The sequence below is a fragment of the Gryllotalpicola koreensis genome, from assembly GCF_039538185.1.
In the GTDB taxonomy this organism is placed as follows: domain Bacteria; phylum Actinomycetota; class Actinomycetes; order Actinomycetales; family Microbacteriaceae; genus Gryllotalpicola; species Gryllotalpicola koreensis.
This window is the reverse complement of sequence record NZ_BAABBW010000001.1, coordinates 931,299-956,701: the sequence shown is the minus strand read 5'-3', so window position 1 is coordinate 956,701 and position 25,403 is coordinate 931,299. Positions and strand designations below refer to the sequence as shown.

The 25,403-nt window shown below is 68.2% G+C and carries 28 protein-coding genes and 1 tRNA gene; 9 read left to right on the top strand and 20 right to left on the bottom strand.

What is annotated here, in order from left to right; all coding sequences use genetic code 11:
- Positions 1–14: 14 nt before the first annotated feature.
- The 8 genes from ABD708_RS04580 to ABD708_RS04545 all read right to left on the bottom strand — a co-directional run bounded on the left by ABD708_RS04580 (position 15) and on the right by ABD708_RS04545 (position 6,396).
- A complete protein-coding gene (locus ABD708_RS04580) occupies positions 15–1,664 on the bottom strand; it encodes a hypothetical protein (RefSeq protein WP_344752099.1) in 1,650 nt (549 codons plus the stop codon).
- A 2-nt stretch (positions 1,665–1,666) separates the two neighbouring features.
- Complete coding sequence (locus ABD708_RS04575) at positions 1,667–2,725, bottom strand: hypothetical protein (RefSeq protein WP_344752098.1); 1,059 nt, start codon at positions 2,723–2,725, stop codon at positions 1,667–1,669.
- A gap of 8 nt (positions 2,726–2,733) precedes the next feature.
- Positions 2,734–2,964 (bottom strand): hypothetical protein, encoded by a 231-nt coding sequence (locus ABD708_RS04570; RefSeq protein ID WP_344752097.1) that lies wholly within the window; start codon positions 2,962–2,964, stop codon positions 2,734–2,736.
- Positions 2,961–4,703 carry a hypothetical protein gene (locus ABD708_RS04565; RefSeq protein WP_344752096.1) on the bottom strand — a complete coding sequence of 581 codons (1,743 nt, stop codon included), beginning with the start codon at positions 4,701–4,703 and terminating at the stop codon, positions 2,961–2,963. Before ABD708_RS04565 ends, ABD708_RS04570 begins: the two co-directional genes overlap by 4 nt.
- Before the next feature lie 6 nt (positions 4,704–4,709).
- Positions 4,710–4,994, bottom strand: coding sequence for an HNH endonuclease (locus ABD708_RS04560; protein ID WP_344752095.1), 285 nt, complete (start codon positions 4,992–4,994; stop codon positions 4,710–4,712).
- Positions 4,991–5,272 (bottom strand): hypothetical protein, encoded by a 282-nt coding sequence (locus tag ABD708_RS04555; protein ID WP_344752094.1) that lies wholly within the window; start codon positions 5,270–5,272, stop codon positions 4,991–4,993. Before ABD708_RS04555 ends, ABD708_RS04560 begins: the two co-directional genes overlap by 4 nt.
- Before the next feature lie 105 nt (positions 5,273–5,377).
- Positions 5,378–5,713 (bottom strand): hypothetical protein, encoded by a 336-nt coding sequence (locus tag ABD708_RS04550; RefSeq protein ID WP_344752093.1) that lies wholly within the window; start codon positions 5,711–5,713, stop codon positions 5,378–5,380.
- Positions 5,710–6,396 (bottom strand): hypothetical protein, encoded by a 687-nt coding sequence (locus ABD708_RS04545; RefSeq protein ID WP_344752092.1) that lies wholly within the window; start codon positions 6,394–6,396, stop codon positions 5,710–5,712. Before ABD708_RS04545 ends, ABD708_RS04550 begins: the two co-directional genes overlap by 4 nt.
- Before the next feature lie 246 nt (positions 6,397–6,642).
- Between ABD708_RS04545 and ABD708_RS04540 the strand changes: the two genes are divergently transcribed.
- Positions 6,643–6,936 carry a helix-turn-helix domain-containing protein gene (locus ABD708_RS04540; protein WP_344752091.1) on the top strand — a complete coding sequence of 98 codons (294 nt, stop codon included), beginning with the start codon at positions 6,643–6,645 and terminating at the stop codon, positions 6,934–6,936.
- Here ABD708_RS04540 and ABD708_RS04535 read toward each other — a convergent pair.
- A tRNA-Arg gene (locus tag ABD708_RS04535) sits at positions 6,902–6,974 on the bottom strand. The two genes, ABD708_RS04540 and ABD708_RS04535, sit on opposite strands and share 35 nt — an antisense overlap.
- A gap of 76 nt (positions 6,975–7,050) precedes the next feature.
- Here ABD708_RS04535 and ABD708_RS04530 point away from each other — a divergent pair.
- Positions 7,051–7,743 (top strand): HAD family hydrolase, encoded by a 693-nt coding sequence (locus ABD708_RS04530; RefSeq protein WP_344752090.1) that lies wholly within the window; start codon positions 7,051–7,053, stop codon positions 7,741–7,743.
- On the opposite strand, the gene ABD708_RS04525 is transcribed toward ABD708_RS04530, so the two are convergent.
- Positions 7,728–9,011, bottom strand: coding sequence for a hypothetical protein (locus tag ABD708_RS04525; protein WP_344752089.1), 1,284 nt, complete (start codon positions 9,009–9,011; stop codon positions 7,728–7,730). The genes ABD708_RS04530 and ABD708_RS04525 overlap by 16 nt on opposite strands.
- Positions 9,012–9,057: 46 nt before the next feature.
- On the opposite strand from ABD708_RS04525, the gene ABD708_RS04520 reads away from it, so the two are divergent.
- Complete coding sequence (locus ABD708_RS04520) at positions 9,058–9,714, top strand: DUF1294 domain-containing protein (RefSeq protein ID WP_344752088.1); 657 nt, start codon at positions 9,058–9,060, stop codon at positions 9,712–9,714.
- A 10-nt stretch (positions 9,715–9,724) separates the two neighbouring features.
- Here ABD708_RS04520 and ABD708_RS04515 read toward each other — a convergent pair whose 3' ends face one another.
- Positions 9,725–10,618 carry a DNA-formamidopyrimidine glycosylase family protein gene (locus ABD708_RS04515; protein ID WP_344752087.1) on the bottom strand — a complete coding sequence of 298 codons (894 nt, stop codon included), beginning with the start codon at positions 10,616–10,618 and terminating at the stop codon, positions 9,725–9,727.
- 37 nt (positions 10,619–10,655) lie between these two features.
- Between ABD708_RS04515 and ABD708_RS04510 the strand changes: the two genes are divergently transcribed.
- The gene (locus ABD708_RS04510; RefSeq protein ID WP_344752086.1) at positions 10,656–11,732 is read left to right on the top strand and encodes a ketopantoate reductase family protein; all 1,077 of its coding nucleotides are present in this window, start codon (positions 10,656–10,658) and stop codon (positions 11,730–11,732) included.
- 164 nt (positions 11,733–11,896) lie between these two features.
- On the opposite strand, the gene ABD708_RS04505 is transcribed toward ABD708_RS04510, so the two are convergent.
- On the bottom strand, positions 11,897–12,985 hold the full coding sequence (locus ABD708_RS04505) for a type I restriction endonuclease (RefSeq protein WP_344752085.1): 1,089 nt from the start codon (positions 12,983–12,985) through the stop codon (positions 11,897–11,899).
- 146 nt (positions 12,986–13,131) lie between these two features.
- Between ABD708_RS04505 and ABD708_RS04500 the strand changes: the two genes are divergently transcribed.
- The 3 genes from ABD708_RS04500 to ABD708_RS04490 are packed head-to-tail and all read left to right on the top strand — an operon-like array spanning position 13,132 to position 15,427.
- Entirely contained in the window at positions 13,132–14,706 is a 1,575-nt protein-coding gene (locus ABD708_RS04500) for a phospholipase D-like domain-containing protein (protein WP_344752084.1), read from the top strand.
- A 17-nt stretch (positions 14,707–14,723) separates the two neighbouring features.
- On the top strand, positions 14,724–15,095 hold the full coding sequence (locus ABD708_RS04495; protein WP_344752083.1) for a DMT family transporter: 372 nt from the start codon (positions 14,724–14,726) through the stop codon (positions 15,093–15,095).
- Positions 15,092–15,427 carry a DMT family transporter gene (locus ABD708_RS04490; protein WP_344752082.1) on the top strand — a complete coding sequence of 112 codons (336 nt, stop codon included), beginning with the start codon at positions 15,092–15,094 and terminating at the stop codon, positions 15,425–15,427. The genes ABD708_RS04495 and ABD708_RS04490 overlap by 4 nt, the downstream gene beginning before the upstream one ends.
- Positions 15,428–15,485: 58 nt before the next feature.
- On the opposite strand, the gene argG is transcribed toward ABD708_RS04490, so the two are convergent.
- Positions 15,486–16,928 carry an argininosuccinate synthase gene (argG, locus tag ABD708_RS04485; RefSeq protein ID WP_344752081.1) on the bottom strand — a complete coding sequence of 481 codons (1,443 nt, stop codon included), beginning with the start codon at positions 16,926–16,928 and terminating at the stop codon, positions 15,486–15,488.
- A 45-nt stretch (positions 16,929–16,973) separates the two neighbouring features.
- Positions 16,974–17,234, bottom strand: coding sequence for a hypothetical protein (locus ABD708_RS04480; RefSeq protein ID WP_344752080.1), 261 nt, complete (start codon positions 17,232–17,234; stop codon positions 16,974–16,976).
- 213 nt (positions 17,235–17,447) lie between these two features.
- Between ABD708_RS04480 and ABD708_RS04475 the strand changes: the two genes are divergently transcribed.
- Both ABD708_RS04475 and ABD708_RS04470 read left to right on the top strand, forming a co-directional pair.
- On the top strand, positions 17,448–19,160 hold the full coding sequence (locus ABD708_RS04475) for a sodium:solute symporter family protein (protein WP_344752079.1): 1,713 nt from the start codon (positions 17,448–17,450) through the stop codon (positions 19,158–19,160).
- Positions 19,161–19,182: 22 nt separating this feature from the next.
- Positions 19,183–19,467 carry a hypothetical protein gene (locus tag ABD708_RS04470; RefSeq protein ID WP_344752078.1) on the top strand — a complete coding sequence of 95 codons (285 nt, stop codon included), beginning with the start codon at positions 19,183–19,185 and terminating at the stop codon, positions 19,465–19,467.
- 12 nt (positions 19,468–19,479) lie between these two features.
- Here the strand turns inward: ABD708_RS04470 and ABD708_RS04465 are convergent, their stop codons facing one another.
- The 6 genes from ABD708_RS04465 to ABD708_RS04440 form a co-directional block, all read right to left on the bottom strand.
- Positions 19,480–20,280, bottom strand: a complete 801-nt coding sequence (locus ABD708_RS04465) for a siderophore-interacting protein (protein WP_344752077.1) — start codon at positions 20,278–20,280, stop codon at positions 19,480–19,482.
- 93 nt (positions 20,281–20,373) lie between these two features.
- The gene (locus ABD708_RS04460; protein ID WP_344752076.1) at positions 20,374–21,369 is read right to left on the bottom strand and encodes an ABC transporter substrate-binding protein; all 996 of its coding nucleotides are present in this window, start codon (positions 21,367–21,369) and stop codon (positions 20,374–20,376) included.
- A 45-nt stretch (positions 21,370–21,414) separates the two neighbouring features.
- Positions 21,415–22,269, bottom strand: a complete 855-nt coding sequence (locus ABD708_RS04455; RefSeq protein WP_344752075.1) for an ABC transporter ATP-binding protein — start codon at positions 22,267–22,269, stop codon at positions 21,415–21,417.
- Positions 22,266–23,330 carry a FecCD family ABC transporter permease gene (locus tag ABD708_RS04450; RefSeq protein WP_344752074.1) on the bottom strand — a complete coding sequence of 355 codons (1,065 nt, stop codon included), beginning with the start codon at positions 23,328–23,330 and terminating at the stop codon, positions 22,266–22,268. Before ABD708_RS04450 ends, ABD708_RS04455 begins: the two co-directional genes overlap by 4 nt.
- Complete coding sequence (locus ABD708_RS04445; protein WP_344752073.1) at positions 23,327–24,403, bottom strand: iron chelate uptake ABC transporter family permease subunit; 1,077 nt, start codon at positions 24,401–24,403, stop codon at positions 23,327–23,329. The genes ABD708_RS04450 and ABD708_RS04445 overlap by 4 nt, the downstream gene beginning before the upstream one ends.
- Positions 24,400–25,359, bottom strand: coding sequence for an ABC transporter substrate-binding protein (locus tag ABD708_RS04440; RefSeq protein WP_344752072.1), 960 nt, complete (start codon positions 25,357–25,359; stop codon positions 24,400–24,402). Before ABD708_RS04440 ends, ABD708_RS04445 begins: the two co-directional genes overlap by 4 nt.
- Positions 25,360–25,403 lie beyond the last annotated feature (44 nt).

Genomic DNA, 25,403 nt, shown 5'->3' with positions numbered 1-25,403 from the left:
TGTTGGACGGCTGGTTACGCGTCGGCTGCCCCGATGATGACGAGGGCGGCGGCGTAGTCCGCCATGAACTGCGTGTAGCCGATGACGCCGCGGTCGATGCCGCCGTTGACGATGTCGAGCGCGTTGAGGTTCAGCGGCGATGCGCCGCCGAGCTCGTTGACGTGTGCCGAGTCGTAGGCGCCGACGAGCACCGCGGGAGTGTCTTCGATGCCGAGATCGCCGCGCACGACCTTGATGGAACCGCCTACGTTGCCGTCCTGGGTCGGAATGCCGAAGTCGAGTGTGAGCCACTGCGGCAGCGCGTCCTTCGGCGTATAGATGATGTCCTGCCACGCCTTCGCGTTGGCGACGACGAACGCCGGCGTGTCGTCGACGGGCTCGGCGCTGATGTAATCGACGCCCTGGATGATCTGCTTGATCGTCGACGGGTAGTCGCGATACTCGTTGACGGTCGGGTAGGCCTCCGGCGCGACGGTGGTCGCGGAGGCGACCAGCTGCGCGAGCGTCCATTTGTCGGTCTGGCGGGCGTAGCTGTTGTTGACGAGGCGCAGGAACGCTTCGATGACCTCGGTGTTGCCCGGGATGTCAAAGAACTCGCGCGCGATGTCGGCTGCCCACGCCCAGCGCTGGAAGATCGAGCTGACCGGGGTCGTGGTGCCGCTCGACGAGGGCACGGCGCTCTTGTTGCCGGCCCACGGCTGCACGGGCTCGGTGCCGGCGGTGACGGTGTAGCCTTTCTCGTCCTGGGAGACAATCGAGCCGTTGCGGATCAGCGACATGTAGCGGCGCTGGTAGGTCTTCTGCTTCCAGACCTCGCCGAGCCACGAGGGCTGGATGACGCTGCCGCCGACGGGCAGCTGCCCAGCGCCGGTGGTCTTGATGTCGGTGAGCGCGGCGAGCATCTGCTCGGCGTCATGGTCGCCCTTCTGCGCGTTCGCGATGAGGCTGAACACGTCGCGCGCGGCGCGATCGGTGCCCTCGCCGCCGGCGGTGACGAGGTTGGCCGCGGACGCGGCGAGCGTGGTGGGTGCCGTGGCGTTGGCCATGGTGTCTCCTTCGGTGTCGTCGGCCCTCGGCGTGAAGACCGTCTGGGTGTTGGCCTGATCCGTCACGGTGACGGTGGCCGGGGTGTCGGTGACGCTGATGCTGACGTCGCCGTCCTCGTCGGGCTCGAGCGGCGCTGGGGTTGCGGCGCTCAAGGACTCTTCGGCGCTGCCGTCGTCGATCGCGAAGAGCGCGGCGGACGCGAACGCCCCTTCTGAGACGGTGGCCGCGCCGGTGAGCTTGGCGAAGATAGCGTGCGCGGCATCGGCCGCGTCGCGCACGATGTCGCGCACCTCGGCGCTGAGCTTCTTGAATTTGCCGGCGGCGTAGTCGGCGAGCCAGGCATCGCCCTCCGGGGTGCGCGCGATGGAGAACTCGGCGTAGACGCCCTCGCGGCGCTTCTCGAGGTACTGGGCGCGTCCGATCGGGCTGAACTGGTCATGGTCGCGGTTGAGGGTGACGACGGTCGGGTCGGCGGGCAGCTCGATCGCGTCAGCGGTGAAGCTGATCGGCGCGTTGCGCGTCATGGACAGGCGCGAGGTCTCGCCGAACGGGAGCAGGATGCCGCGCACGACGCGCGCGGTCGCGTCGACGGTGAAGGCGCCGAGCTCGGTGGTCATGATCAGTCCTGTTCTGCCGGGCCGGTCGGGCTCGGCGTGGTCGTGAAGGTGTCGCTGAAGTCGAAGCGCACGCGCTGGCCGCGCGGCACGACGTTGTCGAGGCTGAGCGCCTGCTCGATGGGGTTCTTCCAGTACCGGATGCTGTAGTCGAATACCTCGTTGCGCCGGCCTTCCTGAGTCGAGTAGGTCAGGGATGCCTCGGAGACGGTGCCGTCGAGCAGGCTCGTCGGGAAGTTGATGAAGTTAGCGATGTCGATGCGGATCGCGTTGCGGCCGGACTCGAAGAGGTCGGTGGTGACCTGCGCGGTGGCGAAGTCGGCCTTGAGGTAGGCGGGCAGGAAGAACAGCGGCACGTCGGAGTCGCGCAGCGCCGTCGCTGCGGCCTTCGTGTAGGCGGTGGCTTCATCGTTGTCCATGCCGCCCATGTCCTCGGTCTCCTGGATGACCGTGGCGGGGATCGGGGACTTGACGCGCTTCATCCATGCGAGGTCGGTGTCGCGCGCGGCGCGCAGCGTGTCGGCTGCAATCGCGAGCAGGCCCGGGAATGGGCCGGGGATGTAGATCACCTGATCGGAGGCGGCCGGCTTGTCGTCGACGAAGATCACGCCGTCTTGGACGCGCCAACGGTCGTAGGGCACGTTGACCGCGTCGAGGATTGATTCGTCCGCGGTCGAGCGGCGCACGGCGAGCACGGATGCCTCGTTGAAGTAGATATCGTCGAGGATGTTCGTCATGCGCAGGTATGGGCTGATGCCGTTGTCGCTGCGGTAGAGCCACGTTGGCTGGTTGGGCAGCGAGCCTTGGTCGTTGTAGGCGCGGAGCGGAGCGTCGGCGATGATCGCGTGCATGATCGCGCGGCCCTTGGCGACGGCGGGGACCTTCATCGCCTCCATGCGCGTCATGATGCGCGGCGCCTTGATCTGCGCGAGCTCGGCGGCGGCGAGGATCGGTGAGAGCTCGCCAGTGGCCCACGGTGAGACAGCGACGGTCGGATTCGGCAGCGCGCCGACCATGGGGTCGAGCAGCGCGGCCGCCGTCTTGAACCTGTCGAGGAATGCCACGTCGACGACTATGCGGGCGGTATCCGTCCATTTCGGCTGCTCTCGACGAAACTCGCTGCACGGCGGGCGTGTCGCCGGTCGCGCGCACGGCGCGCCAACTGTGTACCGTGCAGGGCTTCCTCGTGGCTGATGATCGCGTTATCGGCCGCGTCACGGGTGAGCGCGATCCCCAACCAGAAGGGACAGTCTGTGCAGCCGTAGACGAAGCTCTCGGAGCTCGGGTCGACGTAGACGGTCATGCGATGAACCTCGAAACGATGTCGGTGGGCTCGGCGGCCGGCTCGGCACTGATGCTCCGGTCGGCGTTGGCGCGGGCCATGTGCTGATCCCAGTTGCGCAGCGCGCGCGTCGCGGCTACGAGCGGGGTGATGTCGCCCGTCGGGTCGGTCAGGGTCCAGAGCCAGACACCCTGGTCATTGCGGACCTCGCGCTTGCCGGCGACGGTGACGGATGCTTCGAGTCCGGTCTGACCCTGATGGCGCAACTTGCCGCGCGCGAGATCTCGCATGATCTGCACGCAGCCGGCGGCGGTCTCTCGGTAGGTCTGCGCGCGTAGGCGCGGGCGCGGGCGCAGCAGCTCGCACTCGGTTGCGGTGGCCTTGCCCTCGGCGATGTCGTCGTAGGCGACGCTCGAGCCGCGATAGGTGCGCGTGAGCTCTTGCAGGCGCGTCGGCATCCAGTCGGTCCCGATGCGGTGGTCGACGAGCTCGATGTGCGCGTTCCCGCGCGAGTCGCGCCAGGCTGCGCAGATCGCGGCGACGCCGCCTCCGGGTTTGATGTCGAAGCCGAACGCGACGCGCGCCGGCTTCCGGGGCCGGGTGTCGACCTGCGCGGCAAGCCACTTCATCGGGTCGATGGCGGTCTCCGTCGAGCTCGTCGGCCATAGACACAGGTACTCGCGCGCCCACTGAGGGCGTGGAAGCTTGCGGTAGTTCGCGCGCATCTTGTCGATGGTGGTGAGCGTGTTGACGCCGGGGTGCGTCTTGGCAAGCAGCTGCATGGCGCGGTCCTCGTCCTCGAGCTCGGCCCAGTCGATGTCAGGGTCGACGGCGTAGTCGAGCCCGCCCATGGCCGGGTCGCCTTCGCGCAGCCTCTTGATCATCTTCCAGAAGAGGCCGGCGCGCTCTTCGCCGGTCGTGCCTGATCCGATCAGCGAGGCTCCGGGCTTCGTGTCCATGAGCGGCACGATGCCGGCGGCGAGGTCGTCGGACTCGTCGGGGTCGACCTCCTGGAGCTCGTCGAGCCAGGACGCGTCGGCGGCCTCGCCTCGATAGCTCTCGGCGTCGGGCTTGAGCACTAGGAACTGCGAGCCATTGTCGAAGTAGATGCCCTTGCCGACCTCGCCGCGCATGATCCGGAAGCCGCGACGCGCAACGGTCGACGCGCGCGTCTCGGCGAGCAGCTCGTCGCCGAATAGCGCGAGCGCGCGCTGCTGCGCCTTGGTCGTGCGGTCGCGACCTCGCAGCCATGGCGGTAGGTCCTGGTCGTCGGGCGGGGTGATGCGGTCGAGACGCGCGGCCCACTCGCGCAGGCGCCGGCTTCCTGCGACTCCTGACTGGGCCGAGTAGGTGACCTGATAGCCGGGCCGCGAGGCGCAGCGCCCGATGAGCTTCATGAAGATCGTGGTGGTCTTGGCCGCGCGGCGCGCCACCTCGATCACGTACTCGTCGAGACCGGCGTCGAGCGCGTCGCTGATGCGCAGCTGTTGCGGCTGGAGCGGAAATCGCGGCGGCGTCATGCGGGCGAGCCGATCGAGCTCACTCTCGTCGTCGAGGTCGACGAGTTCGTACCCCATCAGGCGTGCACCCTCCAGGAACTCGAGCCGGTCGCGGTCGGTCGCGATCGATCCGCGCGCGAAGCGTGGCTCGATCCCGCGCGACGCGGTCGATTCCCACAGATAGAGAGAGATTTCCGTGCTGCCCCCGGGCGGAGGTACGGACGAGGCGTCAAAGAACCCGGTCTCGGTGGTCGATGTCATCGGCTCTCACCACTCCCTGATGTCGGTCGCCGGCCTGCGCCGGCCGTTGGTCATGCGCGCGCCGAGCTTGCCGCCGGCACGGAGGTTGCACAGCGTGTGCGCCGCGCCCGTGTTGGCGCGCGTGGCCTTGCCGCCGAGCGCAGCGTCGCGCTTGTGACCCACGTGCCAGCGGTCCTCCTTGGTGACAGGCCGACCGCAGTTGACGCACGGCAGCGGCAGCTGCGCGGCCAGCTCGGCACGGCGCTTCTCGTTGAAGCTCGTCCAGTTCTGCGCGCGGTGATGACGGCTCACTCGATCACCTCGAGCATCTGCTTCTCGAACTCGCTGAACTTCGGGCGCGGGTAGACGAGCCAGTGGTTGATGAGCTCGGGGCTGGCGTAGGCGTAGGCGCGTGCGTCGTTGCCGATGAACAGGTCGAAGGCGTCGACGCCGGCTTTGACGCCGCGCGCGTTGAGCAGCTTGCCGTTGCACTCCTCGAGGGCTCGCACGTAGGCGGCTATGCGGAGGTCCTCGAACTGCATGCGCAGCTGCTTCCAACGCTGAACGGCGGCAGCGAACACGGCGCTCACCTTCTGCGCCTCGGGGCGAAGAGCACGGCGACTCCGAGCCATAGCAGCGCGCCAACGATCAGCAGCACGATCGCGCCGGCTGGCGTAAGCGAGGTGACGTCGAGGTCAGACATGTGCCACCGCCCGTCGTCGCTCGTTGTCGAGGCGCTTCTGCTCGACGCGGGATCGGATGCTCACGCCGACGCGGCGCAGATGTGAGAGGACCTGGCCGCCGTCGATGTCATCGCGTCGACCGATCCACGATGCCGACCGGCCCGCTTCGTAGTCGGCCTTCCATCGCTGCACCTGCTCGTCGGTGATCTTGCGGTAGCGCGAGTGCCTGCGGATGCCGACGATCTCCTCGGCGATGATCGTGCCGAGCGGGACGCCGTTGCGCTCGGCTTGCCCGCTGAGCTTCCACCACAGCTTGGGCTCAAGGTCGATGACGACAGAGACCTTCATGCCGACACCGCCTGCTGCTCCCATGTAGCGAGTCGGGTCTTGTACTCGAGCGGCGGCTCTCGGAGCGAGAGCGTCGACAGCTGGTGGCCGAGCTCGCAGTAGTGCGGGTTGACGGCGTCGGGCAGCGCCTTGCAGACGCGGTTGGTGAAGTCGCCCATGTGTTCGACGTAGGGCCAGCTATTCTCCACAGCTCGCGGCAGCGCTCTGGACTTACCTCTAAAACTATTTCTAGGAGTGTTAAGTGAGTCTTCTATAGGGAGCGGCTGACCCGCTTCTGACGGGAGCGGGTCAGCCGCTCTGGTCGTGCCCCAGTGCGGCTTATCCGATCTGGTGTTATCCACAGGCTCGGTGAGCCCGATCTGACCATTATCGAATGGGTCGAATAGCTCCCACACGTAGCCGAGCAGGATGCCGGTCTTGGCTCGTTCGCGCGTGCGGCTGAGGTAGCCATACTGCTCAAGCTCTGCGATCGCACTGTTGACAGCATCCTTGCGCTCGTGCGGAGTCGAGGCCACGAGATCCTTCACGCGGATCTCATGCGAGGGCGGGTAGCTCATCAGTAGCGACAGCAGCCCACGAGCTCGGTAACTCAGCCGCTCGTCGCGCACCCACTCATTTCGCAGCTGTGTGAAGTTCTTCTCCCACCGCATCCGCTTGCGGATGAGCTTTGGCTCGTTGCTCATGCTGCGCGCCTCCGAGCTCGGTAGGCAGCGTCATGCCGGCGTCTGCGCTCCGCGCGCTGTTCGGGCGTGAGAGCGGCGCGCTCGCGCGCCTTCCGCTCGCGTGCGAGACGGCGACGATGCTCGTCCTTCGTCTCGCCAGGTTCGTATGGCTTGGTCACGTGTCCAAGATTGAGTCACCCGCCATCGACACGCGCACATTTTGACCGCGTGTCGCAATTTTGGACGGGTCACGCATATAGTGATCACATGACCACGACCGGAGGCCCAACGTTCACGTTGGGCGAGCTGATGCGAAAGGCCCGGCTCGACGCCGGCCTCGATCAGCTCGATATAGCGCGTGCCCTCGGCATAGCGCGAACATCGGTCAGCAACTACGAGACGAATCGATCGGAGCCGCCTGCGTCAGTGTTCGTGCACTGGGCTCAGGTGACCGGCGTTCCTCTGGAGTGGCTGGCCGGTGCTGTTAACGACGCAACCCCGGCCGGAACCGGGGCTGCTGATGGGGTGCGCCTGAAGGGACTCGAACCCCCAACCTTCTGATCCGTAGTCAGATGCTCTATCCATTGAGCTACAGGCGCGGGCGCAACCTGAACAGGATAACAGGGGCATCATGCGCCGCCCAAATCGACAGCGGCGACCTGGAAAGCTTGACGGGTGAGCACCGAAGACCAGGCATCCGATCAGATCGTCGTCCTCTGGGACATCGACGGCACCCTCGTGCACGAGACGCGCGGCGAGGGGTCGCGCATGCAGATGCGGGCGATCCGCGAAGTGCTCGGCGTCGAGCTCGAACGCCCCGGCTTCGGCGCCGGCGCGACCGAGCGCATGGTCTGGACGCGGCTGTTCGACCACGCCGGCATGCCGGTGCCGAGCGACCTCTCGTCGCTCGAGGCTGCGATCGATCGGCTCTATGCGGACCACTTCCTCGCGGTGCCGCGCGTCGCGATCCCCGGTGCGGCCGAAGCCATCAGCGCCGTGGCCTCCGCAGGCCTCGTCAACTCGGTGCTCACCGGCAACGGCCGCCCGGTCTCGCGTATGAAGCTCGAGTCAGCGGGCCTCGACGCAAGCCTCTTCGACTGGGGCTCCGCCTTCTTCGGCCGCGAGTGGAGCGACCGCGTCGAGATGGCGAAGGCCGCCCGCGCCCGGCATCCGCACGCCGTCATCATCGGCGACACCGTGAACGACGGGGCCTGCGCCGTCGGCTCCGGAATCCCGTGGGTCGCGGTCGGCACGGGCGGGCACCCGCGCGAGGAACTAGAGGAGTTCGACCCCGTCGCCTGGTTCGACGACCTCGTCGACCGGGAGGACGAGCTGATCGACGTGCTGCGCACTCACGGGTTGGCGTAGAACCAGAGCACGCCGACGCACACCGGCTGCGCTGCGATCGCGACGATGAGCACCAGCCGCCGCAACCAGGTGCGCTGCGTGATTCCCGGGTCGCCCATGAGCGGCGCGAGCGGTATCGCGACTCGGAAGATGCTCTGCTGCGGCATGAACACGGCGAGCAGGTACAGCGCGTACGACGCGCTCGTCGCGACGATTTCTGGACCGAGAGAACGGATGCCCCGCCGGCCGATCCACAGGGCGAACAGCACCACGGCGGCGGCGATGATCAACACCCCGCCGACGCCGAGATAGCGCCACGCGAGCTCGAACCACGCGGTGAACGGGTGGAAATGGGTATGGCCGAGGAATCCGTACCGCCACGACAGCTCGGTCGCGGTGTAGGCGTTCACGACTCCTGTGACCGCCCATGCGATGACCGGCCACGCGACCCCGGCGAGACCCGTCACGACCGCGGCGGCGGCGAGCTTCACGCGCTCGGAGAGCGGGAAGGCATCCGTCGCGCCGCCGGCCCGCCGCGATGCGCGCCATCGCACAGCGAACACCACCGCGAGCGCGAGGGCGAGCGCCAGCGCGCCCGGCCGGGTGAAGGCGGCCAGCACGGCGGGCACGAGCATCCAGCCGTACTGCCGCCGCTGCATCAGGTAGAGCGCCGAGAAGAAGAGGAACAGGAACAGGCTCTCGGCGTAGGCGAGCTGAAGGACGAACGCGAGCGGGCCGAACGCGAACAGCGTCGCCGTGAACCACGCGGAACCGAAGCCGGCGCGGTCGCGCACCACCAGGTAGAGCATGACGGTCGCAGCGCCGCCGAAGAGCAACGAGACGACGACCCCCGTGGGAGCGAAGCCTGTGCCGAACAGCCACTGCACGGCGCTGACCAGCAGCGGGTAGGCGGGCAGGAAGGCCCAGCTGTTCGGGCTGATGCTGCCGTTCGCCGAGCGCGGCAGCACGGCAGGGTAGCCCGAACGGGCGATCTGGGCGTAGTGCGAGGCGTCCCACAGGGCGGAGATGTCGGCGAAGCTCGGCACGTGCGGCGACCAACCGCGTCCGGTCAGCTCGAACGAGGGCGTCGTCGTGAGCCACGGCAGGTGCCACCCGTGCGCGAGGACGACCAGCATGCCGACGCCGAGCAGCACGGTCGAGAACACGCGCGACGCCGCGTAGAGCGCGACGACCTGGAGCACCTGTCGCCCCAGCGGACGGCGCGCGAGCTCGATCGCCGACTCGGATTCCGTCAGCGGCGACCAGGGCGCAGTGTCGGCGGTATGCATCGTCCCTTCACGTTACGCCGGGAAACGCGCCGGTTAGGCTCGCAGCATGCCCCAGCGCCCTGCCTCTTTGCGCGGCACGCTGGTGAGCTGGAACGACGCCCGCGGCTTCGGGTTCATCGAGACGGAGGGCGGCAGGGCGCGCGTCTTCGTGCACGCCTCGGCGTTCGCGTCGGCGGGGCCGCGGCCGCATGCCGGCGACCGGGTCGGCTTCGAGCTCGGCGCAGGGCCCGATGGGCGACAGCGTGCGCGGCAGGCATCCGTTCTCGCATCGCATGCCGATTCAGGCATACGGATGCCGACGCGTGCGCCCAGGCCCCACGCCCGCCCCTCTGCGCTGCCGTTCGTGCCCGTCGCCGTCTTCGCCGTCTTCCTCGCGCTGGCGATCGCCGCCTGGGGCGCCTCAGCGTGGTTCGCGTCGATCTACATCGGCATGAGCGCGATCGCCTTCGGGGTCTACGCGTGGGACAAGCAGGCCGCGATCGACGGCGCTTGGCGCACACGCGAGAGCACACTGCAGGCCCTCGCGCTGCTCGGCGGCTGGCCGGGGGCGGTGTTCGCGCAGCAGCTCCTGCGGCACAAGAGCCGGAAGACGAGCTTCCAGCTGGTGTTCTGGCTGCTCGTCATCGTGAACGTCGCGGCGTTCGTGGCGCTGGTATGGCGCCCCGAGCTGGTCGCGCAGCTCTCGGACGAGCTCGCTCGCTGAGCGCCGCGCTCTACTTGAGCAGTCGCGAGAGAACGCGGTCGGCGAGCACCTTGCCGCCGGTCTGGCAGCCCGGGCAGTACTGCAGGCTCGAGTCATGGAAGATGACCTGCCGGATCGTCGAGCCGCATACCGGGCAGGTCTCGCCCGCGCGGCCGTGCACCTGCAGACCCTGGTGCTTCTCGGCCTTCAGCTCGCTCGCGGCCAGTCCCTCCGACCGCGCGATCGCGTCTCGCAGGGTCGACTGCACGGCGTCGTAGAGACGGTCGGTCTCGGCATCCGTCATCGCCGCCGCCTTGAACGGCGACATCTTCGCGACCCAGAGGATCTCGTCGCTGTACGCATTGCCGATTCCGGCGATGGTCGCCTGATTGCGCAGCACGCCCTTGATCTGCGACCGGCCGGCGGACTTCAGGATGCCGGCGAACACGTCCCTCGTGAAAGACGGCTCGAGCGGGTCGGGGCCCAGGGTGCGCACCCGCTCGACGTCGAGCGCATCACGCACGAGGTGCAGCTGCAGGCTCTTCTTCGTGCCCGCCTCGGTGATGTCGAGGCCGGCACCGTCAGGCTCGAGCAGCAGGCGAGCGGCGAGCGGATTCTTCGGCGCGCGCCCCGGCCGGGCACTGGCCTTCGGCTCGGCGGCGCGCCAGCGGATCCAGCCGGCGCGGGCGAGATGGATGACGAGGTGCACCGTGTCTTCCTCGCTGTCGCTGCCGCCGATCGCGATGTCCAGGAACTTGCCGTGGCGACTCACACCCGTGATGGTCTTGCCCTTCAGCGACTCCGGTGTGATCGCGAAGGTCTTCAGCGCCGCGATCGCGAGGATGTCGAGGCGCTTCACAACCCGCCCCGTGAGCCGCGCGCCGAGATCGACGGTCAGCGCGTGCACCTCGGGCAGTTCAGGCATGCGCCTGTTCTACCTCATCTTGCCTAGAGTGAATGCGATGAGATACGTCATCGTCGGCGCCGGTGCCATCGGCGGCACGCTCGCATCCCGGCTCGCCCAGCACGGCGGCACTCCCCCTCTTGTGATCGCCCGCGGCGACAACGCCGAGGCCATCCGCGCGCACGGATTGCTGCTGCGCTCCCCCGACGACGAGGTGCGCGTCGACGCGCCCGTCGCGACGAGGCCCGCCGAGGCGGAGCTCACGACCGGCGACGTGCTCGTCTTCGCGACGAAGACGCACCAGCTGCAGTCAGCTCTGACCGACTGGGTCGACCAGCCGGTGCGCGACGCCGCAGGCTCGGTCGTCGGCACGGCCGGCGAGCTGCTTCCCGTGCTCACCGCACTCAACGGCGTCGAGGCCGAGCGCCTCGCGCTGCGCTACTTCCGCCGCGTCTTCGGCGTCTGCGTCTGGCTGCCGGCCGTGCACCTCGCGCCCGGCGAGTTCACGGTGCGCATCGCGCCCGTGAGCGGCATGTTCATCGTCGGCAGATACGGTGAGGCGAACGGGGAGACGGATGATCTCGACAGGCTCGATCCGGCGGCTGCACGCGATGCCGAGTTGCTCGAGACCGTTCGTGCCGAGTGGGAGCGCGCGACCTTCCGGGTGCACGTCGTCGACGAGGTCATGCCGTGGAAGTTCCGGAAGCTGATCAGCAACCTCGGGAATGCGATCCAGGCGCTGATGGGGTCGTCGGGCGAGGCGTCGGCAGATATCGAGCGCGAGCTCCACACCCGCGCCCGCGACGAGGGCCTCGCCGTATATGCCGCCGCAGGCATAGGCATCCCGTCAGACGACGAAGAGGAGCTCTGGCGCGGCGGCGTCTTCAACGTGCGCCCGGTGCCCGGCATCGACGGCCCGCTGGGCGGCTCGACGTGGCAGTCGCTCGCCCGCGGATCCGGCTCGATCGAGACCGACTATCTGAACGGCGAGATCGTGCGGCTCGCCCGCGTCGCCGGTGTGCCGGCTCCCATCAACGAGGCGCTGCAGCGGCTCGCGCGGCAGGCCGCGGCGCAGCGCCGCGCACCGGCATCCGTCACCCCGTCCGAGCTGAAGCGGATTCTTCTCGGCGGCTGATCGCGTGATTCCGGACCGGAATCCAGGCGTGTGGGCGCGCAAGCGTGGGGCTTCTCAAGGGTTTTGTCACAAGGCGCACGATTTGTCACCGTGGATTACGGGATCGAGGTGACGAATCGTGCGAAAGACGACAAAGGCGCGGACGCCACGCGCCCCGATCGGGGCTAAGCGAACCTCTTCACGGTTGCACGAATCTGCTCGGCATGGGCGTAGATCTCATCGAGCGATTCGATGGGATGCCGAGTCTCGACCTTGTCCTCGTCGAACAGACCCAGGTACTTCTGCTTTCCGTTGAAGTGAAGTCGAGCGATTGATTTGCGGTTGTTGTCGTCCAGCAAGATCGCAAAGTAGCTCTTCGCATCACGCTGGAAGATGCGCTGCGGCTTCACTTCGCTGCACGCAATCGCCTTGACGATGTTGTACCCGTCAAGTTCTTCTTCTGTGGTTTCGACGTCCGGATCGGCCGCGAGATCGCTGACCGCTGCTGCTTTGCTCGTCGTCGACTCCGGGACCCCGGACTCTTCCGCTAGGCCGCCGTCGGCCCCGAGCGCCGTCTTGAGACGTGCATTCACCTGATCCTTGAGGAACTGTGTGGCTGCCTTATCGACGAGGACCGTGAACTGCTCGCGAACCCTTTGGGTGAACGCGCCCTCGTACACCTTCGCGGTGAAGAACTTCACCCAGTCGTCGCCGGGCTCGCGGAATTGCGCCGCAATCTCCCTCTTGAGTTGCCCGACGTACTTCAGCTCCTCAGCAGCGCTGATGACGGAGTTCAGATCGAACGACTCCTTCGTGAGCTTCGACAGTTCCGGCACCACTGAGTTGTCGATGTCTTCGAGGTCGAGAACCAGGAACGGCTTCGAGTCCATTCGATTGGGGGAGTCGAGATCCGTATAGAACTGATAGACGACGCCGTTCGTCAGAAGCGCGATCCGTGCGTTGGTCACGCCAAAGTACCTGTAGAGCTGAGACGCGTGCTCGAGGCTGAGGCTGCTGCCGGACTTCTTGGCTTCGATCAAGATCTGGACCTCGTTGTCCCGGATGATCGCGTAGTCGATCTTTTCGCCACGCTTCAGCCCGACATCAGCGGTGAACTCTGGGACGACCTCAAGCGGATTGAAAACGTCATATCCCAGGACCGCCGAGATGAACGGCATCACGAATGCGTTCTTCGTTGCTTCTTCGGTCTGGATCGAGTCCTTCTGCGCCCGCACCTTGGTCGCAAGCGAATTTAGCCGCTCGATGAAGTCCACGCTGTCTTCCCTCGTCGATATCAAATTCATAGACGTTCCGGATGTTACTGACGATCGCTCGGCATTGCACTGGCCAACTCGCCCCCAATCTGGGGAATGCATGACGTACAGATGCGATGTCACCCGTGCGGGGTAGGGTCGCCGCCGTGACCGACACCTCACCTGACTTCCGTGATCTGCCCGAGCTGATCCGCCGGCGCCTCGACACCTTCAAGATGCCCGGTGTGCTGAGCGTGCGCCCCGGCTTCCAACTGGTCGACGGGTGGCTGACGGCGACACCCGCGGTCGTCGTCACCGTCGAGGGCGAGCCGCCGCACGGGCTGCCGTCCGAGGTGGGCGGGTTCCCCGTCGACGTGCGCGTGGCCTCTGCACGCAAGCGGGCCACGCTGCTGGAACCGGCACGCGTCGCCGCGACCGGAGTCACCGCGCCCGACGAAGGGAAAGTGCCCGAGTTCGACGACGAGATCGTCATCGCGGAGCGGCCGGCCCCGGCATCCGTCGCCCCCTCCACCGATCTGGTCGCCGAGGCGGCCAAGAAGCCGCAGCTGCCCTATTCGCCGCCTGCCGGCGTGCCGCTGTCGCCGGTCAGCGACGAGCTCACCGTCGAGCTCGCGGCGTCGCCCGACGCGGGCTGGGCGCAGCTCGGGCCGTTCCTCGACGCGACCGAGAGCGAGCTGGTGATCGGGCTGTACGACTTCACGTCCGCCCATGTGCTCGCCGCGTTCGAGAAGGCCGCCGACGGCAAGAAGGTGACGCTGACGCTCGATCACCCGTCGAAGAATCCGACCGCCGATCAGACCGACGAGCAGACGGTCAGCGCGCTCGAGAAGGCGCTGGGCGACGACTTCCAGCAGGCATGGGCCCTCTCGGGAATGGACCCGAAAGCGACCGCGACCGTGTTTCAGACGGCGTACCACATCAAGGTCGCCGTACAGGATTCGAAGGCCGTCTGGCTCTCGAGCGGCAACTGGAACAACTCGAACCAGCCCGACATCGACCCCGTGAACGACACGGGCGATGCGGATGCCGCGCGCAGCGGCGACCGCGACTGGCACGTCCTCGTGCGCAGTCCCGAACTGGCGGCCACCTTCCGGGCCTACCTCGCGAATGACTTCCAGGTCGCCTCGCAGCACAACCAGGCATCCGCCGCCTTCATGCAGCCCGCGCTGCTGCAACCGGCGGCAGAGACCCCGCCGTTCGCGCAGTTCTTCGCGGGGAAGACGGTCACGGAGCAGATGACGATCACGCCGGTGCTCACGCCCGATGCGGGCGTGTACGTCGGCGCTGTGAAGGACCTGATCGCACGTGCGCAGCAGACCCTGCACCTGCAGTTCCAGTACATCGAGCTGCCGAAGACGACGGATGCCACGAACCAGGCGTTCGTCGACCTGGTGCAGGCCATCGTCGACCGCCAGAAGGCGGGCGTCGAGGTGCGGATCATCATGAGCGAGTACGAGACCGCGGGATACCTCGAGCAGTTGCAGGCGCTCGGGCTCGACGTCGCGAACAACGTCAAGCTGCAGAACAACGTGCACAACAAGGGCATCGTCGTCGATGGTCGGGCCGTGCTCGTCTCGAGCCAGAACTGGTCGAGCGCGGGGGCGCTGCACAACCGTGACGCCGGGGTGATCATCGAGAACGCGACGGTCGCGGCGTACTTCGACCAGATCTTCGCGCACGACTGGGAGCACCTGGCCGCGAAGCAGGCTGCGCAAGACTAGCCCGCTAGCGTTGGCGTGTGAGGCGATGGCTACTGCTGGCGGGTGCGATCGTCAGTGAGGTGTCGGGATCGCTCAGCCTCGAGGGGGCGATCCACCACCCGTGGCTCTACGCAGTCGTCGCCGCGGGGTACCTGCTGTCGTTCTGGCTGTTCGGGCAGGTGCTGCGGGCCGGGATGCCGGTCGGGGTCGGCTACGCGATCTGGGGCGCCATCGGGGTGGCGCTCACCGCGGTCTTCTCCGCAGTGCTGTTCGATGAGCAGCTCACGATGCTCACCGTCATCGGCATGGCCGTCGTCATCGGCGGGGTCGTGCTCATCAACCTCGGCGGTGGGCACGGCAACGGCGCCGATCCGGGCGAGACGGATGCCGTCGCGCGGGACGCCTCGTGAGCTGGGTCGTCCTCGCGCTCGCCATCCTCTGCGAGGTCAGCGCGACGCTCTCGCTGCGCATGGCAAGCACACCACGCGCAACCGGCACGCCGTCCCGCCTCTGGTATCTCGCCGTCGTCGCGGGCTATGCCGCCTCGTTCGTGCTCTTCTCCCTCGTGCTGCGCATGGGCATCGGCCTCGCGATCAGCTACGGCATCTGGACAGCGGCGGGGGTCGCCCTCACCGCGATCGCCGGGCGCGTGTTCTTCAAGGAACCCTTCACGCGCGTCATGGTCATCGGCACGCTGGCGATCATGCTGGGCGTGGTGCTGATCGAGCTCGGGCAGGGCTGAGCGCGCCCGAACCCTTCGAGACGCGCGCGGCGCGCGCTCCTCAGGGATCGGTCGGCGCTCAGTCGGTGCCGGTGTCGAAGGCGGCGCCTTCGGATGCGGCATCCGTCGCCCGCTCCAGCTCCTCCTCGGTCGCCGAAAGAGGCTCGACCCCGCCGAGGATCTCATCGGCGTGGCCCGCCTCGAGGCTGCCGACCAGCTCGGCGGTCGCGCCGCCGATGAGTCCGAGCGTCGCGTACTGCTCGAGGCGCGCGCGCGAGTCGGCGATGTCGAGGTTGCGCATGGTCAGCTGGCCGATGCGGTCGTCGGGGCCGAAGGCGGAGTCGCCGACGCGCTCCATCGAGAGCTTCGCCCCCGAGTAGCTGAGCGCGGGGCCGGTCGTGTCGAGGATCGTGTAGTCGTCGCCGCGGCGCAGGCGCAGCGTGACCTCGCCGGTGACCGCCGAGCCGACCCAGCGCTGCAGCGACTCGCGCAGCATGAGCGACTGCGGGTCGAGCCAGCGGCCCTCGTACATCAGGCGGCCGAGGCGGCGGCCCTCGTTGTGGTAGTTCGCGACGGTGTCCTCGTTGTGGATCGCGTTGAGCAGGCGCTCGTAGGCGATGTGCAGCAGCGCCATGCCGGGCGCCTCGTAGATGCCGCGGGACTTCGCCTCGATGATGCGGTTCTCGATCTGGTCGGAGACCCCGAGACCGTGGCGGCCGCCGATGGCGTTCGCCTCGAGCACCAGAGCCACGGCATCCGTGTACTCCGTGCCGTTGATGGCGACCGGGCGCCCCGCCTCGAAGCGCACCGACACCTCCTCCGTCGCGACCTCGACATCGTCGCGCCAGGCGGCGACGCCCATGATCGGCTCGACGATGTCGAGGCCGGCGTCGAGGTCCTCGAGGCGCTTGGCCTCGTGAGTGGCGCCCCAGATGTTGGCATCCGTCGAATATGCCTTCTCGGTCGCGTCGCGATACGGGAAGCCGTGCGCGACGAGCCACTGGCTCATCTCGGTGCGGCCGCCGAGCTCGCTCACGAACTTCGAGTCGAGCCACGGCTTGTAGATGCGCAGCGCGGGGTTCGCCATGAGGCCGTAGCGGTAGAACCGCTCGATGTCGTTGCCCTTGTAGGTCGAGCCGTCGCCCCAGATGTCGACGCCGTCCTCCTTCATCGCGCGCACGAGCAGGGTGCCGGTGACCGCGCGCCCGAGGGGCGTCGTGTTGAAGTAGGTCTTGCCGCCCGAGCGGATGTGGAACGCGCCGCACTGCAGCGCCACGAGCCCCTCTTCGACGAGCGCCGACTTCGCGTCGACGAGGCGGGCGAGCTCGGCGCCGTACTGGCCGGCGCGACCGGGGACCGCGGCGATGTCGGGCTCGTCGTACTGGCCGATGTCGGCGGTGTAGGTGCAGGGAACGGCGCCGTTCTCACGCATCCACGCGACCGCGCAGGAGGTGTCGAGCCCCCCGGAGAAGGCGATGCCGACACGCTCGCCGACGGGAAGAGAGCTCAGAACCTTGGACACACCGTCGATTTTACGGGGGCGCCCGGACCCCTCGTGACAGAGGCCCTAATGACGGATGCCTGCCAGGATGCCCTCGACCTCGTCGGCTGCCGGCCGCAGCACCTCGACCGCCGCCTCCAATGTGGGCGCCACGATCGCGTCGCCCGGCCGGCCGATCACGCACACCTCGAACGCGTCGCCCACCTTCGTCACGAAGCCGAGCAGCGCGAACGGATTCCCCCTGTCGGCACCCTGAATGCTCACACGCCAGCCGTCTTCCTCGACGGGGATGACATCGAGCCCCACCATCTCAAGCGCTTGTTGCATGACACCGATCCTCACCCGCACCACCGACATCGGCCCAGGGCTTGACTTTGGGTTCGATCAAGGCTCATAAGCGGATTCGCCGACGACCGGTGAACGTTCACATCCGCGAGCGCAAGCCCCCGTTCGTTGTTTGACCCAACGTCGGTTCCCACCTAAGGTTGCTCCTCGTTAACTAACCTGTTCGGGGGGTGATCCTCCTCGACGAGGAGGATGATGACGTCTCTCGCGACAACTGCTGTGCTGGCGGATGCACCCCTGAGGCTGCACGCCGGCGTGATCGACTACATCCTGGTCGGCACGTACTTCGCCCTGGTGCTCGGCATCGGATTCATCGCACGGCGCTCCGTGTCGAGCAGCCTCGACTTCCTGCTCTCCGGCCGGTCACTGCCGGCCTGGGTGACAGGCCTCGCGTTCATGTCGGCGAACCTCGGGGCGACGGAGCTGCTCGGCCAGAGCGCCAACGGCGCCGAGTTCGGCATCCAGGCGGTGCACTACTACTGGATCGGCGCGATCCCGGCGATGGTGTTCCTCGGTCTGTTCATGATGCCGTTCTTCTACGGCTCGAAGGTGCGCTCGGTGCCCGAGTTCCTGCGCCGCCGGTACAACCCGGCGACGCAGCGCTTCCAGGCGGTGCTGTTCGCGGTGGCATCCGTTCTGCTCGCCGGTGTCAACCTGTACGCGATGGCGATCGTCGTCAATGCGCTGCTCGGCTGGCCGCTCTGGCTCGCGATCGTCGTGGCGGGCGTCGTCGTCCTCATCTACACGCTCATCGGCGGTCTGTCCGCCTCGATCTACAACGAGGTGCTGCAGTTCTTCGTGATCGTCGCCGCGATGGTGCCGATCACGCTCGTCGGCCTGCACAAGGCGGGCGGCTGGAGCGGACTCAAGGCGAAGCTGTTCGAGCAGCCGCACGGCCATGACATGCTGAACGCCTTCCCGGCGCACGAGCTGACCGGCATCCACAACTCCTTCTGGAGCGTCATCGGCGTCGTGCTCGGCCTCGGCTTCGTCACCTCGTTCGGCTACTGGACCACCAACTTCACCGAGGTGCAGCGCGCCTTCAGCGCGAAGGACATGTCGGCGGCGCGCCGCACGCCGCTCATCGCCGCGTTCCCGAAGACGCTCATCGCGTTCGTCATCATCATTCCGGGCATCGTCGCCGCGGTGACCGTGCCCGGCATCGCGAAGCTCAACGCGGGCGGCACCTCGAACGTCAACTACAACGACGTCGTACCGCTGCTCATGCAGCAGCTGCTGCCGAACGGATTCCTGGGCGTCGCGCTCGCCGGACTGCTGGCTTCGTTCATGGCGGGCATGGCGGCCAATGTGTCGTCGCTCAACACGGTGTTCACCTACGACCTGTGGCAGGGCTGGCTGCGCCCGAATCAGCCGGACAAGCACTACCTCAACGTCGGCCGCTGGGTCACCGTGATCGGCACGCTGATCGCGATCGGCACGGCGTTCATCGCAGGCAACTTCGGGAACATCATGGACTACATCCAGACCCTGTTCTCGTTCTTCAACGTGCCGCTGTTCGCGGTGTTCATCCTCGGCCTGCTGTGGAAGCGAGCGACCGGGCATGCCGGCTGGGCCGGTCTTGCTTCCGGAACGGCGGGCGCGATCGTGATCTTCGTGCTCAACCAGACCGGAGTCATTCCGATCTCCAGCCAGGGCTCGAGCTACCTGGGCGGCGGTGTCGCCCTCGTGCTCGCGATCATCGTCGGCGTCGTCGTCTCGATGTTCTCGACCCCCAAGCGCGACGAGGAACTCGTCGGGCTCGTGCGCGGCCTGGTCGACCAGAACGCCCTCGCCGAGGCCGGCAGCGCCGGAACCGTCGGGGTCGCCTGGTACCGCAACGTGTGGGTGCTCGGCATCGGGGCACTCGTGCTGGCCGCCGCCTGCTACATCTTCTTCATGTTCGTCTAGGCACTGAGGCGAGGAGCTCGACATGCCCAACCATGGCAACAAGGTCCTGAACTTCCTGTTCGACCTGCGCATGATCATCGCGATCCTGTTCGCGGTCTACGGCATCATCTGCGTGATCTGGGGCGCCGGCTTCACCCCGGCGTCGCAGCTCGACAAGGCAGGCGGCGTCAACATCAACCTCTGGGCCGGAATCGGCATGCTCGTCGTCGCCGCTCTGTTCCTGTGGTGGACGCTCGCCAAGCCCATCGAGCAGGCGGCCTCGCACAGCGCCAAGGAGAGCGAGGCGGAGGCGCGGAGGAACGTGTAACCGGTGCCGTGATCAGCCGGCGCGACCTGCCTTCCAATAGCCGGTGAAAACGATGCGCGCCTTCGGCACCCCGAGTGAGACGAGGTGCCGCCTGCTCTCCGCAACGAGCGACTGCTCCCCCGCGAGATACGCGTGCAACGTGGCGGGTCTCTCCGGCAGGCAGTCGCGCACAGCCGCCAGCGCCAGAGCGCCCGGGCGAGCGTGCGGGTCGGCGCGTGCGACCCAACTCACCTCGACACCGGCAGGCGCGGCGACCGGCTGGATGTCCGCCGGCGACGGAAGCTCCACGATCGCGCGCCCCGTCGTCTCGCGAGGCAGATCGCGAAGGATCCCGCCGATCGCGGGGAGAGCCGACTCGTCGCCCACGAGCAGCACTGCGTCAGCATCCGCAAGGGGGTCGAAACCGCGGCCCTGATCGATCAGCGCGACCCGCTCCCCCGGCACGGCACGCTGCGCCCAGGGGCCGGCCACGCCGGCGTCTCCGTGCGCGACGAAATCCACGTCGAGCTCACCCGCATCCGGCCGCAGCTCGCGAACAGTGTAGTTGCGCATGGGCGGCCGGGTGCCTGACCGGGCCGTCAGGTAGCGCAGATAACCACCGAGGCCGAACTGCGCAGGAACCGCGTCAAAGTCCGTCTCGCCATCGACACGCGGCAGGAACAACCGGAACCACTGGTCGTAGCCGCGCAGCGGAAGCCGCCGAAGATCGTCACCGCCGAAGGTCACCCTGACCATGTGCGGTGTCACCCGCCCGACGCGCAGCACCTCCGCGGTGTACACACCCGTGATCTTCCGCCCATCAGTGAATGCCATGCGGTTCTCCTTATCTTCTCCAGGTCGTTCGGATCAGTCGCTTCCGAGGGTGACGAAGCTGGGGTGCGTGCGAGAGCGCTCAGTGCGTCACCGTCACTGCGTCGCGTCCTTCTTCAAGGCATCCGTGATCGAACCCAGCAGCCCGAGGCCGTCGGAGTACGAGCCGGGCAGGAAGTCTGCGGTGCCGACCGTGTGCCCGGCCTTGACGGCGGGGAGGTTCTGGTACCCCTGCAGCGCGAACAGCTTGTCGATGTTGTTCGCAGGGGTTCCGTCGTTGTTCGTGTAGTAGATGATCTCGTCGGCATCGGCCAGAAGATCGGTCTTCTCATACGAGACCGAGTTCGTGCCCCCGGCCTTCACCCCGGCCGTGGCGCTCGCGAACTGCGCACCCAACTCGGTCAGCACCGAGCCGACCGGCGAGGTCGTGCTGTAGATCCAGTAGTTGCCTGCGTCGAATCCGCCCTGGATCACGTCCCACTTGGTCGTGGCGAGTTGCTCGGCATACGTTTCCTTCGCCGCCGCGATGGCGTCGTCGTACTTCTTCTTGAGCGCGGCGAGCTCGGTGCCCGCGCCGACGTACTCGGCGGTGAACTTCGGATAGTCCTGCCAGGTCTCATCTCCTCCGAACGGCGCCAGCACGGTCGGAGCGATCGCCGAGAGCTTCGCGTAGTCCTGCTTGAGGTACGGCACGTCGACCCCGACGATCAGATCGGGCTTCAGCGCTGCGATCTTCTCGAAGTCGATCGTGGCACCCTGAGCGACCTTCTCGGCCTTGCTCCAGCGGGCGAGATAGCGCGGCGGCACATACTCGGCGCCGCTGTCCTCGACGCCGAGCGGCGTGACGCCCAGGTCGAAGAGCGACTCGGTGCTCCATGCGTGCACGGAGACGACCCGCGTCGGGTGCGCCGGGATCTTGACCGAGCCCTCGGGCGTGCTCACGGTGCGTGTGCTCGCGGCCGCGGTCTTCTCGCTGGCGGGCGAATCGCCGCCGTCGGCGCTGCAGGCGCCGAGCGCGAGTGCGATGCCTGCCGCGAGGGCTGCGGCGAGCAGGCCGTTCTTGCGGCGGATGGTGGTGGATGCAGAGGTCACGTCGGGTGATCCTTTCTCGTGGCGTGACGGATTCAAGCGCCGAACTCAGGCGCTGACGGGGGATGCCTGCGCGGTGCCGCGTGCGGCGAAGACCTGACCGGGCGCGCCGAGCGGCACGATCAGCGGGGTCCCGGTGACGGGGTCGGGCAGCACGTGCGCGGGCAGCCCGAAGACGTGGTCGACGAGCTCGGCGGTGACGACCTCGGCCGGCGCGCCGTGGGCGACGATGCGCCCGTTCGACATCGCGATGATGTCGGTCGCGTAGCGGCTCGCCTGGTTCAGGTCGTGCAGCACGGCGACGAGGGTGCGGCCCTGACCGTGCAGCTCGCGGAACAGCTCGAGCAGCTCGTACTGGTGCGCGATGTCGAGGAAGGTCGTCGGCTCGTCGAGCAGCAGCACGCCGGTCTCCTGCGCGAGCGCCATGGCGACCCAGACGCGCTGGCGCTGACCGCCGGAGAGCTCGTCGACGCGACGCCCGGAGAGGGTCGTGATGCCCGTGGCATCCATCGCGTCGCGCACGGCGTTCTCGTCGTCGCGGGACCACTGCTGAAAGGCGGACTGATGCGGATGCCTGCCGCGGGCGACCAGATCGGCGACCGTGATGCCGTCCGGCGCGATCGACGACTGCGGCAGCAGGCCGAGCCTGCGCGCGACGTCCTTCGTGCGGTAGCCGTGGATGTCCCGGCCGTCGAGCAGAACCTGGCCGGCCTGCGGCTTGAGCAGCCGCGCGAGCGCCCGCAAGAGCGTCGACTTGCCGCACGCGTTCGGCCCCACGATCACGGTGAACGAGCCGTCGGCGATGGTGGCGTGCAGATGTTCGGCGATGACGCGGCCGTCGTAGGCGAGCGTGACATCGGATGCTTCGAGCGGTGCGCCCGCAGCCGGGTGGTTCGCTCTCATCGGCGCCGTCCTTCCACGACCAGGAGCCAGATGAAATAGCCGCCGCCGAGCGTGACCGTCACCAACCCGGTCGGGATCGTGACGGGGAGCGCGTGCTGCGCCACCCAGTCCGAGGCGAGCAGCAGGGCGGCGCCGACGACCGCCGACGACATCAGGCCGACCCCGGCCGAGCGGGTGAGCCGCCGGGCGATCTGCGGCGCGGACAGCGAGATGAAGGCGATCGGGCCGGCCAGCGCCGTCGCGGTGGCAGACAGGGCGACGCCCGTGATGACGAGCAGCAGCCGGGTGCGCTCGGCGTTCACGCCGAGCTGGCGTGCTGCATCGTCGCCGAGCTCGAGCGTGTGCATCCCCCGGGACAGCAGGCCTGCGGCGGGGAACAGCACGGCGAACGCGATGACGGCGGGCACGAGCTGCGGGTAGCCGGCGTTGTCGAGTGAGCCGGCGCCCCAGAACGACGCGCTGATGGCCTGCTGCGTCTGCGCGCGCAGGAGCAGCCAGGTGTTGAACGAGGTCAGCATGGCGGTGACGCCGATGCCCGCGATGATCAGCCGGAACCCCTGCACCCCGCGCCGCCAGGCGAACAGGTAGACGATCGCCGCCGTCGCGAGGCCGCCCGCGATCGCGGCGATCGTGATGGAGTACGTGCCGCCGAGGTGCAGCACGAGCATGACCAGCAGGGCTCCCGTGTACGCGCCCGTGTCGAAGCCGATGATGTCAGGGCTGCCGAGCGGGTTGCGCGTGAGCGACTGGAAGATCGCGCCGGAGATGCCGAGCGCGAGCCCGAACAGGATCGCGAGGAGCACGCGCGGCAGCCGCCAGTCCAGCACGACGGTCGAGACGATGCCGGTCTCCCGCCCGGAGAGCGCGGCGATCACCTGGCCGAGGGTGAGGGAGTAGGAGCCGGTGGCGAGCGCGACGAGGGCCAGGATCAGCGTCACGGCCGCGATCGCCACGATGACGACGAGCGCCCGCCGGGACACGCGCACGGAGGCGCGGCGCCCGCGCGCGACGAGCTGCGGACGCCCGAAGTCGGGCGGCGCGGTGATCAGCGTGCGGCTCACAGCGCTGTCGCCTTCGTGCGGCGCGCGAGGAGGATCAGCACCGGGGCGCCGACGAAGGCCGTCACGATGCCGACGGGCAGCTCCGCCGGCCGCATCGCGATGCGGCCGAGCACGTCGGAGGCGAGCAGCAGACACGGGCCGAGCACGACCGTGTAGGCGAAGATCCAGCGCTGATCCGGCCCCGTGATCCAGCGCGCCAGGTGCGGGATCATCAGGCCGATGAATCCGACGGGCCCTGCCGCGGCCGTCGCCGCGCCGCTCAGCATCGTCACGGCGATGACGGCCGCGGTGCGGGTGAGGCGGGCACGACTTCCGAGCGCCGCCGCGAGGTCGTCGCCGAGTGCGAGCGCGTTCAGCGGGCGCGTGATCGCGGCACCGATGACGAGCCCGGCGACGATGAACGGCGCGATGGCCGCAGCCGTCGACAGCGGCGGCCCGGTGAGCGACCCCGCCGACCACGAGAGCATGCTCTGGAAGATCGTCGGGTTGCTCAGCGTGATGCCCGAGGTGATGCCGCCGAGCACGGCGGCGAGGCCCACGCCGGCCAGGGTCATGCGCACGGGGCTCGCGCCGGTGCGGCTCGCCGTGCCGACCAGATAGACCGCGACCGTCGCCGCGGCCGCACCGGCCAAGGCGAGCCACAGGTACTGGCTGATGCTCGTCAGCCCGAGGAGCCCGACACCGAGCGTGACCGCGAAGGCGGAGCCCGCATTCACTCCGAGGATGCCGGGGTCGGCGAGCGGGTTGCGGGTGAATGCCTGGATGATCGTGCCCGCCCCGCCGAGCGCGGCGCCCACGAGGATGCCGAGCAGCGTGCGCGGGACGCGCAGGCCGGTCACGACCAGTTCATCGTCGCTGCCGCCGCCGTGCAGCAGCGCGTGCGCGACCTCCGGCAGCGGGATGATCTTCGCTCCGAACGCGACGCTGGCGAGGACCAGCACGGCGAGCAGGATCACGGATGCCAGCAGGCCGGCCGCGCGCACGCTGAGGGAGCGCGGCCGCGCAGCCGACTCGCGGACGGCCGCGTCACGCGGCTGCGACCGCTCGGAGAGCGCGGTCGCGCTCTCGGTCACTTCGCCTTCTCGAGCATGGCGGCGAAATCGTCGAGCAGCGCGTCGGCGATGCGGTAGCTGCTGGGGAAGAAGTAGGGGGTCGTGTACACGTGGCCTGCCTGCGCCGCGGGCAGCGCCGCGAACACCGGGTTGCTCGTCACGACCGCAGCTGCGGCGGGGGCGCTGGCGGAGACGACCAGGATGTCCGAGTTCGCGAGGTCGCTGTACTTCTCGGGCGAGTACTGCGCGAAGCCGTCCTTCTGGCCGGCGGCCGCGGCGAAGCGCGCGCCCGCCGCGGCGAGCACCTTTCCGTGGGACGACTGATCGCCGTAGAGGAACCAGGCGCTGTCGTTGGCGCTGATGAGGTCGACGGTCTTGCTGGAGAGCACGTCCGCATAGGTCCTCTTGATGTCGGCGGCCTTCGCCTCATAGGCCGACTTGAGCTTGTTCAGCTCCGCCGTCTTGCCGACGGCCTGCGCCGTGCCCGCTGCGTCGGCCGGCCAGTTCCCCGCGGCCTGCGTCCACTTGAGCATCACGGTCGGGGCGATGGACGAGAGCTTCTCGTACAGCCCGCGGTTCTTCTCGACGTCGGTCTCGAACTCGTCGCCGACGATGAGGTCGGGCTTGAGCGCCGCGACCTTCTCGAGGTCGGGCGCGCCCGAGCTGTCGGTGACGTCCGGCACGCCCTTGAAGAAGCTCGTGTAGGCGGGGAAGGCAGGGATGTACGTGCCGATCCCGACGGGCTTGATGCCGAGATCCGCGAGAGCCGTCGCCTCGGGGAAGCTGTAGGCGACGATCCGCTTGGCGCCGGCCGGCACGGACACGTCGCCATAGAGCGTGCTCACCGTGTACGAGGAGGACTTGGTCTTGGGCGCATCGGCTGCTGCTCCGCTTCCCGAGCACGCGGCCAGCGTGACGACCGCGGCGGCGGCGAGCGCGAGGGTGGACAGGATTCGGCGCGGACGGGTCGAGCGCATGGGGATCGGGACTCCTGGCGAGAGTGGGTTAGGTAAGGCTTACC

Bases quoted from the DNA above. Each gene is read 5' to 3' on its own strand.
- ABD708_RS04515 (WP_344752087.1), bottom strand. From the start codon at position 10,618: ATGCCTGAACTGCCCGAGGTGCACGCGCTGACCGTCGATCTCGGCGCG.
- ABD708_RS04465 (WP_344752077.1), bottom strand. From the start codon at position 20,280: ATGGCATTCACTGATGGGCGGAAGATCACGGGTGTGTACACCGCGGAG.
- ABD708_RS04470 (WP_344752078.1), top strand. From the start codon at position 19,183: ATGCCCAACCATGGCAACAAGGTCCTGAACTTCCTGTTCGACCTGCGC.
- ABD708_RS04525 (WP_344752089.1), bottom strand. From the start codon at position 9,011: ATGCATACCGCCGACACTGCGCCCTGGTCGCCGCTGACGGAATCCGAG.
- ABD708_RS04510 (WP_344752086.1), top strand. From the start codon at position 10,656: ATGAGATACGTCATCGTCGGCGCCGGTGCCATCGGCGGCACGCTCGCA.
- ABD708_RS04480 (WP_344752080.1), bottom strand. From the start codon at position 17,234: ATGCAACAAGCGCTTGAGATGGTGGGGCTCGATGTCATCCCCGTCGAG.
- ABD708_RS04550 (WP_344752093.1), bottom strand. From the start codon at position 5,713: ATGAAGGTCTCTGTCGTCATCGACCTTGAGCCCAAGCTGTGGTGGAAG.
- ABD708_RS04580 (WP_344752099.1), bottom strand. From the start codon at position 1,664: ATGACCACCGAGCTCGGCGCCTTCACCGTCGACGCGACCGCGCGCGTC.
- ABD708_RS04440 (WP_344752072.1), bottom strand. From the start codon at position 25,359: ATGCGCTCGACCCGTCCGCGCCGAATCCTGTCCACCCTCGCGCTCGCC.
- ABD708_RS04455 (WP_344752075.1), bottom strand. From the start codon at position 22,269: ATGAGAGCGAACCACCCGGCTGCGGGCGCACCGCTCGAAGCATCCGAT.
- ABD708_RS04545 (WP_344752092.1), bottom strand. From the start codon at position 6,396: ATGAGCAACGAGCCAAAGCTCATCCGCAAGCGGATGCGGTGGGAGAAG.
- ABD708_RS04570 (WP_344752097.1), bottom strand. From the start codon at position 2,964: ATGACCGTCTACGTCGACCCGAGCTCCGAGAGCTTCGTCTACGGCTGC.
- ABD708_RS04520 (WP_344752088.1), top strand. From the start codon at position 9,058: ATGCCCCAGCGCCCTGCCTCTTTGCGCGGCACGCTGGTGAGCTGGAAC.
- ABD708_RS04540 (WP_344752091.1), top strand. From the start codon at position 6,643: ATGACCACGACCGGAGGCCCAACGTTCACGTTGGGCGAGCTGATGCGA.
- ABD708_RS04565 (WP_344752096.1), bottom strand. From the start codon at position 4,703: ATGACATCGACCACCGAGACCGGGTTCTTTGACGCCTCGTCCGTACCT.
- ABD708_RS04475 (WP_344752079.1), top strand. From the start codon at position 17,448: ATGACGTCTCTCGCGACAACTGCTGTGCTGGCGGATGCACCCCTGAGG.